Source organism: Stappia sp. MMSF_3263 (assembly GCF_030733745.1).
Classification (GTDB): domain Bacteria; phylum Pseudomonadota; class Alphaproteobacteria; order Rhizobiales; family Stappiaceae; genus Stappia.
The window spans coordinates 24,320-33,479 of sequence record NZ_JASHIK010000030.1; the positions used below are offsets into that span (position 1 = coordinate 24,320).

Here is a 9,160-nt window from a genome sequence, read left to right on the forward strand (position 1 = left end):
GTGGCTTCCCATGCCTCCAGCGCCGGACCCGCGTCCCAAAACCGCCGACACAACCGCCGCGCCGCGCGAGTGCCTGCCGCAGGCAGGCCTGCTCGGCTGGGTCATCACACGCATCGCGCGCCTTTTCGCGGTCGGCATCCTCATCGCCATGGCCGTGCTCGTCGTTGAAATCTTCCTGCGCTACGTCTTCAACTCACCCACCACCTGGGCACACGAGACGTCCACCTTCCTGAGCGCCGTCACCTTCATCTTCGGCGGTCTCTACTGCGTGGCGCGCAACACCCATATCCGCGTCGTGCTGCTCTACGACATAGTCGGCGCACGGCTGCGCAACCTGCTCGACGTGCTGATCTCGATCGCCTGCCTCTGCGCCAGCGCCTTCTTCGCCTGGGCGGCCTGGCTGATGGCGATGAAGGCAACGTTCCGTCCCGATGGCAGCTTCTTCCTGGAGACCAGCGGCAGCGCCTGGAACTCGCCCGCCCCGGCACTCCTGAAACTGTTTCTTCTCCTCGTCCTCGTGACGATGAGCGTCCAGTTCCTGCTCCTCACGCTCAACCACCTGCGCGGCCCGGTGCCAACCGAGAGGCACGACGATGCTTGACCTTCTCGATCTCGGACTGAACCTGAAGGCGCTGGGCATCGAATACGGCACGCTGGTCCTGTTCGCCCTGCTCGTGGTGCTGCTGCTCACCGGCATGCCGCTGGCCCTCGTCACCCTGCTGGTGGCCCTGGTCTTCGCGCTCGGCTGGTTCGGCCCCAACGCGGTGCCGCTGATCACCAGCCGCGTCTATTCCTTCGTCTCGTCCTTCGTCTTCGTCTCGGTGCCGATGTTCGTGCTGATGGCGGCGATCCTCGACCGCTCCGGCATTGCCCGCGATCTCTTCGATGCCATGAAACTGGTTGGCGGCCGCCTGCGCGGCGGCGTGGCGGTCCAGACCATCTTCGTCGCGGTCATTCTCGCGGCGATGAGCGGTATCATTGGCGGCGAGATCGTGCTGCTCGGCCTTGTCGCCCTGCCCCAGATGCTGCGGCTCGGCTACGACCGCCGGCTCGCCATCGGCGTCGTCTGCGCCGGCGGCGCGCTCGGCACCATGGTGCCGCCCTCGATCGTGCTGATCATCTACGGCCTGACAGCGAATGTGTCCGTCGGCGAGCTCTTCACCGCCGCCTTCGTGCCCGGCTTCATGCTGGCCGGGCTCTATATCGGCTACATCCTGCTGCGCTCCTACACCGATCCCGCGGTCGCGCCCCCGCCCCCGGACGAGCGTCCCTCGTTTGCCGAGATGCTGCCGCTGCTGCGCGGCCTGGTTCTGCCTATACTGGTCGTCTCCGTCGTGCTTGGCTCGATCTATGGCGGCATCGCCTCGGTGACGGAAGCCTCCGCCATCGGCGTTGCCGGCGTCATCGTCTCGACGATCCTGCGGCGCGAATTCTCGTTCGCGATGCTGCTCGACGCGGCGATGCACACGCTCGGCACGGTCGGCATGATCATGTGGATCGGCATCGGCGCCAGCGCCCTTGTCGGGGTCTACAACCTGATGGGCGGCATCCGCTTCATCTCCTCGCTGATCACCGGCGTGTCGGATTCTCCCACCGTCATCATCCTGCTGATGATGCTCATCCTCTTCGTGCTGGGCATGTTCCTCGACTGGGTCGGCATCGCGCTGCTGACCATGCCGATCTTCGTGCCGATCATCATCAAGCTCGGCTACGACCCGGTCTGGTTCGGCGTCCTTTTCGCCATGAACATGCAGGTGTCGTTCCTGACGCCGCCATTCGGACCGGCCGCCTTCTACCTCAAGAGCGTGACGCCACCGGACATCTCGCTCGGCGAGATCTTCCGCTCGCTGCTGCCCTTCATCTGCCTGCAGGTGATCGCGGTCGGGTTGCTGATCGCCTTTCCGGGCCTCGCGCTCTACTGACCCAGCCTCGCCACCGGCAAGACACTCGGGATACCCAATGACGCCCAAGATCGACGGCGACTACGACTACATCATCATCGGCGCGGGGACCGCCGGATGCGTCCTCGCCAACCGCCTGAGCGAAGACCCGCGCAACCGCGTCCTGCTGCTGGAGGCCGGCGGCCGGGACACCCATCCCTGGATCCACATCCCGGTCGGCTATCTCTACTGCATGGGCAATCCGCGCGCCGACTGGATGCTGCGCACCCAGCCGGAGCACGGGCTGAACGGCCGCGCGCTCGCCTATCCGCGCGGCAAGGTGCTGGGCGGCTGCAGCTCCATCAACGGCATGATCTCCATGCGCGGACAGGCCGCCGACTATGACGGCTGGGCCGCGCTCGGCAACACCGGCTGGAGCTGGCAGGACGTGCTGCCGCATTTCCTGCGCTCCGAGGACCGGCCGGGCGGCGACGGCCCGCTGCACCGCGAGGGCGGCGAGTGGAAGGTCGCTCGCCAGCGGCTGAAATGGCAGCTGCTGGAGGACGTGCAGGCGGCGGCGGCGGAAATGGGCATTCCCCGCAGCACGGATTTCAACTCCGGCGACAACGAGGGGGCGGGCTATTTCGAAGTCAACCAGAAGAACGGTCGGCGCTGGAGCGCGGCCCGCGCCTTTCTCGCTCCGGCCATGAAGCGCTCCAACCTGCGCGTTCTGACGGGTGCGGAGGTGACCCGCATCACCATCGTGGACGGCCGCGCCGTCGGCGTGGTCTTCACCCGCGCCAACAGGGTGAACGAGGCCCGCACCCGGGGCGAGATCCTGCTGGCGGCCGGTGCGGTCCACTCGCCGGTGCTGCTCGAAATGTCCGGCATCGGCCAGGGCGAAGGGTTGAAGGCGGCCGGGGTCGAGGTGCTGCACGAGCGGGACGAGGTGGGCGAGAACCTGCAGGACCACCTGCAGCTGCGCATGGTGTTCCGTGTCGAAAACGCTCTGACGCTCAACCAGATCGCCAACTCGCTGACCGGCAAGATCGCGATGGCGGCCGAATATCTGTGGCGCCGATCGGGCCCGCTGTCGATGGCGCCGAGCCAGCTCGGCATCTTCACCCGCAGCGGCCCGGACAAGGCAACGCCCGATCTTGAATACCACATCCAGCCGCTGTCCACCGACCGGCTCGGCGAGCCGCTGCACCCCTATCCGGCCGTCACCGTGTCGGTGTGCAACCTGCGCCCCGAAAGCCGGGGAACGGTGCACCTTGCCCGCAGTGCAAAGGGCAACGCGCCGGAAATCTCGCCGCGCTACCTGACGACATCCGGCGACCAAGAGATCGCCCTGCGCTCCCTGCGCCACGCCCGGACGCTGATGACCATGCCTTCCTTGCGGGGATACGCGCCGCAGGAGGCCCTGCCGGGAGCCGGGATCGTCTCCGATGTGGATCTCATCCGCGCTGCCGGCGACATCGGCACCACGATCTTTCATCCCGTCGGAACCTGCCGCATGGGTGCCGACGAGCAGGCCGTGGTCGATCCGCAATTGCGCCTGCGCGGGCTTGAGGGGCTCAGGGTCGTCGATGCCTCGATCATGCCCCGCATCGTCTCCGGCAACACCGCAACGCCCGTGGTGATGATCGCCGAGAAGGCAGCCGACATGATCCTGCGCCCCGCTTGAGCGGCCCTTGCGGCAGCACATTCCGTTTCAAGACCCGAAAGGACGACGCATGAAGTTTCTCCGCTTTGGACCGAAGGGTGCGGAAAAGCCCGGCTACCTCGACGAGGCCGGCACGATCCGCGATCTCTCGGGCCTCATCGACGATTTCACGCCGGAAACGCTCTCCTGTGAGACGCTGGACCGGCTCAAGGACACCGACCTTGCCGCCCTTCCGGCAGTGCCGGCCGGCACCCGCATCGGCCCGTGTGTCGGTGCGGCGCGTAATTTCTACGCGGTCGGGCTGAACTATGCCCGTCACGCGCGCGAGACCAACAATCCGGAGCCGGCCGAGCCAGTGATCTTCTCCAAGTCGACGTCCTGCATCTGCGGACCCGACGACCCGATCATCCTGCCCAAGGGCTCGGTGAAGACCGACTGGGAAGTGGAGCTTGGCATCATCATCGGACGCGAATGCGAATATGTCGGGGAGGCCGACGCGCTCGGTCATGTCGCCGGCTACTGCACCCTCAACGATGTCAGCGAGCGCGCCTTCCAGATCGAGCGCGGCGGGCAATGGATCAAGGGCAAGTCGGCAAGGAATTTCGGTCCCATCGGCCCCTGGCTGGTGACGCCGGACGAGGTCGGCGACCCGCAGGACCTCGCCCTGACGCTGTCGGTCAACGGCGAGACGATGCAGGCGAGCTCGACCTCGGACATGATCTTCGGCGTCGCGACGATCATCTCCTACATGTCTCGCTTCATGCGGCTGATGCCCGGCGACATCATTGCCACCGGCACGCCGGAGGGCGTCGGGCTCGGCTTCACCCCGCCGCGCTTCCTGCGGGCCGGCGACGTGGTGGAACTTTCCGTGGAGAAGCTCGGCGCCCAGCGCCAGACCGTGATCGCCCACGGCGGCTGAGGGAAGCGCCGCCCGCCAGCAGGGACGGGGTCAAAACGCGAGCCCGCGCATCCCGGTTACAAGATGCGCGGACACGCGTTGCCTCCAGATGGGCCCTTCCGTCAGAAAAGCCGATAGAAGAACACGCCGCTCATCACGATCCCCGTCACCACGATCAACATCCGCAGGTGAGGTTTCGAGATCTTTCTGGACACGCCTGCACCGGCAAATCCTCCGGCGATCGCGAACACGGCCATCATCGCCGCGGGCCGCCAGTCGATGAGACCTCCGACCGCGAAGACGGCAAGAGAAGCGCAAGAAAGGAAGAACGACAGAAGGTTCTTGAGGCCGTTCATCAGCGGCAGGCTGGTCATGCCCAGAAGGGCAAAGAGGGCAAGAAGCACAATCCCCAGACCGCCGTTGAAGTAGCCGCCATAGACGGCAACCAAGAAGACCCCCAGCGAAGGCGGAATGCCGCCCCCGCGCATGAGCGGAACCATCCGCTCGCCAAGCGCGAAGATGGCGGTGGCGAACAGGAGCAGGCCCGGCACGATCGCGTTGAACATGCTGGCGGGCGTTACCGTCAGCAGAAATCCGCCGAGAATGCCCCCGGTTATGCCCACGGCACAAATTCGCAGCAGCATGCCGGCATCCAGCGTCTTCAGCTCCCGCCGGAACCCCAGAGCCCCGCCGACATAGCCCGGCGTCACGGCGAACGCGCTGGTGGCATTCGCGATGACGGGGGGAACGCCCACATAGACAAGGGCGGGGAAGGTCAGAAAACTTCCCCCGCCGGCAATCGTGTTGAGAATGCCGGCCGCAAAAGCGGCAGCGGCAAGCAGCCCCCAATCCGCAAAGGAATGAACGGACGCGATCAGCATGAGAGAAAATCGCGCACCCGGCCGCGGAGAAAGTCCCTGTCCGCCGGGCTTTTCACCGGATTGCCAGCCCTGTGCCCCCAGGGCGAGTCCAGGCTGGCTATGCGAACGTCACCCAGATGCGATGCCTCGGCCTTCACGTCGGCTTCCCGGAAATAGAGATCGCGGCGGGCGGGAACGAGCAGGGCGCGGGCGCGCACGGCAGTGATCGCCTTGACGAGATCACCCCCGTGGCGATCGTTGGCCGAGATATCGGCCGCCTGCCAGGTGGCGATGTGAGACAGAAGATTGTCGGCGTTCCTTTCGGTGAAGGCCGCCTCCCAGTAGCCTTCGAGAAAGCTCTCCAGACTGTCGTAACCCAGAGTTCGCCAACACTCGTCGCGGTAGAAGGCCTGCGAAAGCGCCCAGCCGGCATAGAACCGCCCGAGCGCCGGCAAGGCGCGCTCCGGCGCTCGCACGAAGCGGCCGGCGTCGGCGTCATAGGCGCCATCCGTCGTCAGCACCGCGCTGGCGCCTTCGAGGAAGACATGGTTGTGCGCCGAGGTCTTCGCCGTGGCGCAGATGGCGATGAGATTGGCGACATCACCGGGAAACAGCGACGCCATGTGCCAGGCGACCTGCCCGCCCATGGACCAGCCCGCCGCCACCGCGATGCGCCGCACACCGAAGAACCGCTCAAGGACGAATTTCTGCGCGAGCGCATTGTCATAGGCACTCACCAGGGGAAAAGGTTCGCCGGCCGCGAAGGCGGCACTGTTGCTGGGCGAGGTCGAAAGGCCGTTTCCGAACAGGTTGGCGATCACGACGAAATAGCGTACCGGATCGAAAAGGGACCCGGCCCCGACCATCCACTCGAAATCGCGATGGCTGGCCCCGAACGAGGTCGGAATGACGACCGCATTGTCGCGCCGGGCATTGAGATGCCCGAACGTCTTCACGACCATCACGGCCTCGTCCAGCGCCTCGCCGGATTGCAGCCCGATGCGGCCGAGCGAAAGGTGCAACGCGCCGTCCGCGCCAACGGCGGCCGCGCCGGGATCAGAGGATTTCGCAGACATCATCGAAATCGAAGCGCGGGTGACGTGGAAACAGGCATTCGGGATCGCCGTGGCCAAGGCCGCAAAGGAAGTTGGTGCGGACCTCGGTTCCCTGCCAGAATGCCTGGTCGACACCCGCGTGGTCGAACCCGGAGAGCGGCCCGCAGTCGAGGCCCACGGCGCGTGCCGCCAGCATGAAGAACCCGGCTTGCAACGTGCCATTGCGGATCGCGGTCATGCGCGCCCGCTCGGAATTCTCAGGACCGGCGAACCACTCACGCACGGCCGGACGGTGCGGAAACAGAACCTCGAACTGCTCATAAAACGCCAGGTCGTACCCAAGGATCGCGGTGACCGGCGCGGCCCGCACCTTGGCAAGGTTGCCCTCGTCGATGAACCCGAGCAGCTTGTCCTGCGCAGGGCCCGGCCGGACGAACTTCACGCGCATCGGCGAGCAATTGGCCGAGGTCGGTGCCCAACGGGCCAGCGCCCAGATCCGGTGCAGTTCCGCATCGAGAACCGGCGTGTCCTTCCACCCGTTCTGGCTGCGCGCATCCACGAAGATACGCGTCACCAGGTCCTCGGCACAGGGGCTCAACGCGCCGAACAGGCCGGTCGCGCAGCTCATCGTGCCAGCGCCTCTTCCTCGGGCATGATCGTCTCGACAACCGACTTCAGCCTGGCATGCGCGTCCGCACCGAGCGGAGCGACCGGCGCGCGCGCGGGACCGGCACTGCGCCCGGCCATCGTCATCGCCTCCTTGATGACGACGGGGAAGGAGCCGAGAACCCAGGCCGCGCGCAAGGGCGACAGCAGGTCGGAAATACGCCGCGCTTCCGCCAGATCGCCCGAGACGGCGGTGTCATGAAGCTTGACCAGGAGACGCGGAAAGACATTGCAGGCCGGAGAGACCGCGCCATGTCCGCCATTGACAAGCATGGAAAGCGTCAGGGTGTCGCGCCCCGAAAACAGCAGCGCCCGGCGGTCCGTCGTCACCAGGTACTCGACCGACTGCGTCATGTCGCCGGCAGAATCCTTGATGCCGACCACATTCGGCGCCGCGTTCATCACCGAGACAAGGGTCTGCGGGGCGATGTTGACGCTGGTACGCGGCGGATTGTTGTAGAGGAGCACGGGAAGCTTCGTCTCACCCGCCAGACCGATGAAGTGCGCCGCCAGCTCGCTCTGGTTCGGCTGGACGAAATAGGGCGTGATCAGCATCGCCATGTCGACGCCGATCTTCTCTGCCGCAGCGAGCACCCGCCGTGTTTCCGTCAGGTTCGATCGTGCGCAACCGGCCACCACGGGAACCCGTCCGTCGACCGCCTTCACGCAGCGCTCGAGCAGCGCAATGTGTTCCGCCTCGTCCAGCGAGAAAAACTCACCCTGGCTGCCGGCAACCGAAATTCCATGGACACCGCAGGCCAGATACCCCTCGATCAGCGTATCGAGCCTGTCGAGATCCAGTTCCTGGTTCGCGGTGAATGGCGTCGCAAGGGCGGGTGACATGCCGTGGAAGCGTTGCAGGTCCATGAGTTCGGGTCTCCGAGGATTTCAGTCTAGTTCACGCCCATAAGCGCGCTGAGCTGGGTTACGTACTGGCCGAAGCGCGGGTCTTCCCGGGTTGTCTTGGGATCGCGCGGCCGCGGCAGATCGATCCTGACATCGTTGATCATCCGTGCCGGCCGGTCCGACATGACGAGCACGCGGTCCGACAGGAAAATGGCTTCCGAGATGCTGTGTGTGATCAGGACGACCGTCTTCCTGATCTTCTGCCAGAGGCGCAACAGCTCGACATTGAGCTGGTCGCGCGTCAGCGCGTCGAGGGCACCGAAAGGCTCGTCGAGCAACAGCACCTTCGGCTGCGCGATCAGCGTCTGGCCGAGTGCGGCCCGCTGCTTCATGCCACCGGATATCTGGTGCGGGTACTTGTCGCGAAACCCTTCGAGCTTGAGAACCGGCAGGATCTCGTCGACACGGCGCGAGATTTCCTCGCGCGCGATGCCGCGGACCTCGCAGTTGAGCCTGATGTTCTTCTCGACAGTCAGCCAGGGCAGCATGTTGTGGGTCTGGAACACGACACCCACCTGCTCGCTGTGCCCCGTCAACGGCTGACCGAGGAGGCTCAGTTCGGCACCGTTGTCGGGCGCGATCAGGCCGGCAATGATCCTCAGGATCGTGCTCTTGCCGCAACCGCTCGGCCCCAGGATCGAGACGAACTCCGCCTCCCCGATGGTGCAGTTGACGTCTTCGAGAACCTTCAGCGCGCCGAAGGTCTTCGACAACCCGCGGATGCTGATGGCCCCGGCGGATGCATTCGCATCCGCCGGGATGAGCTGGCTCGTCACTTCGACGCCCCGACCCAGCCGTTGTGCGAGACATCGAAAATGATGCCGTTCGGGTCGAGGAACTTCATCTCGTAGTAGAGAGAGTCCTTGGACAGCGGCAGCTCCTTGAAGAAGGTTCCGCCATTCTTCTTGATCAGGTCGCTCTGCTCTTCGAGATCGTCCACCCAGAACCCGATGTGGTTGATCGCGATGTCATCCTTGTTGCGGCCGGCCCATTCGTCGGCCTTGTACTGAAGCAGCGCGAGCGTGACGGTACCGTCGGACACATAGGTACCGGAGGCGAGCGGCGAGTCGGTCTGGCCGACGATCTCCATGCCCAGTGCATCGACATAGAACTGTGCCGCCGTGGCGTGGTCCTGAACTTGGATGGCAACGTGACGTAGCTTGGCCATTGAGATTCTCCTTTGGCTTCATGTGGATGTGGTAACTGCGTCTTTGGCGGGCGCGGCTCAG

General features: G+C 65.4%; 10 protein-coding genes. 4 read left to right on the forward strand and 6 right to left on the reverse strand.

Annotated features, from left to right (window positions below):
* The first annotated feature begins 10 nt into the window (after positions 1–10).
* The 4 genes from RBB46_RS21605 to RBB46_RS21620 are packed head-to-tail and all read left to right on the forward strand — an operon-like array spanning position 11 to position 4,465.
* On the forward strand, positions 11–601 hold the full coding sequence (locus RBB46_RS21605) for a TRAP transporter small permease subunit (protein ID WP_306031126.1): 591 nt from the start codon (positions 11–13) through the stop codon (positions 599–601).
* Complete coding sequence (locus tag RBB46_RS21610; protein WP_306031127.1) at positions 594–1,922, forward strand: TRAP transporter large permease subunit; 1,329 nt, start codon at positions 594–596, stop codon at positions 1,920–1,922. The genes RBB46_RS21605 and RBB46_RS21610 overlap by 8 nt, the downstream gene beginning before the upstream one ends.
* Positions 1,923–1,959: 37 nt before the next feature.
* Entirely contained in the window at positions 1,960–3,567 is a 1,608-nt protein-coding gene (locus RBB46_RS21615) for a GMC family oxidoreductase (RefSeq protein ID WP_306031128.1), read from the forward strand.
* A 49-nt stretch (positions 3,568–3,616) separates the two neighbouring features.
* Entirely contained in the window at positions 3,617–4,465 is an 849-nt protein-coding gene (locus tag RBB46_RS21620) for a fumarylacetoacetate hydrolase family protein (protein WP_306031129.1), read from the forward strand.
* A gap of 101 nt (positions 4,466–4,566) precedes the next feature.
* On the opposite strand, the gene RBB46_RS21625 is transcribed toward RBB46_RS21620, so the two are convergent.
* From RBB46_RS21625 to RBB46_RS21650, 6 genes are read right to left on the reverse strand one after another with little or no spacing between them, the layout of a single operon-like run.
* Positions 4,567–5,325: a sulfite exporter TauE/SafE family protein gene (locus RBB46_RS21625; RefSeq protein ID WP_306031130.1), complete on the reverse strand. Its 759-nt coding sequence runs from the start codon at positions 5,323–5,325 to the stop codon at positions 4,567–4,569.
* Complete coding sequence (locus RBB46_RS21630; RefSeq protein ID WP_306031131.1) at positions 5,319–6,326, reverse strand: alpha/beta fold hydrolase; 1,008 nt, start codon at positions 6,324–6,326, stop codon at positions 5,319–5,321. Before RBB46_RS21630 ends, RBB46_RS21625 begins: the two co-directional genes overlap by 7 nt.
* 34 nt (positions 6,327–6,360) lie before the next feature.
* Positions 6,361–6,987 (reverse strand): malonic semialdehyde reductase, encoded by a 627-nt coding sequence (locus RBB46_RS21635; protein ID WP_306031132.1) that lies wholly within the window; start codon positions 6,985–6,987, stop codon positions 6,361–6,363.
* Positions 6,984–7,892 (reverse strand): 4-hydroxy-tetrahydrodipicolinate synthase, encoded by a 909-nt coding sequence (gene dapA, locus RBB46_RS21640; RefSeq protein WP_306031133.1) that lies wholly within the window; start codon positions 7,890–7,892, stop codon positions 6,984–6,986. Before dapA ends, RBB46_RS21635 begins: the two co-directional genes overlap by 4 nt.
* A 26-nt stretch (positions 7,893–7,918) precedes the next feature.
* Positions 7,919–8,707 carry an ABC transporter ATP-binding protein gene (locus RBB46_RS21645; protein ID WP_306031134.1) on the reverse strand — a complete coding sequence of 263 codons (789 nt, stop codon included), beginning with the start codon at positions 8,705–8,707 and terminating at the stop codon, positions 7,919–7,921.
* Positions 8,704–9,099, reverse strand: a complete 396-nt coding sequence (locus tag RBB46_RS21650; RefSeq protein ID WP_306031135.1) for a VOC family protein — start codon at positions 9,097–9,099, stop codon at positions 8,704–8,706. The genes RBB46_RS21645 and RBB46_RS21650 overlap by 4 nt, the downstream gene beginning before the upstream one ends.
* Positions 9,100–9,160 lie beyond the last annotated feature (61 nt).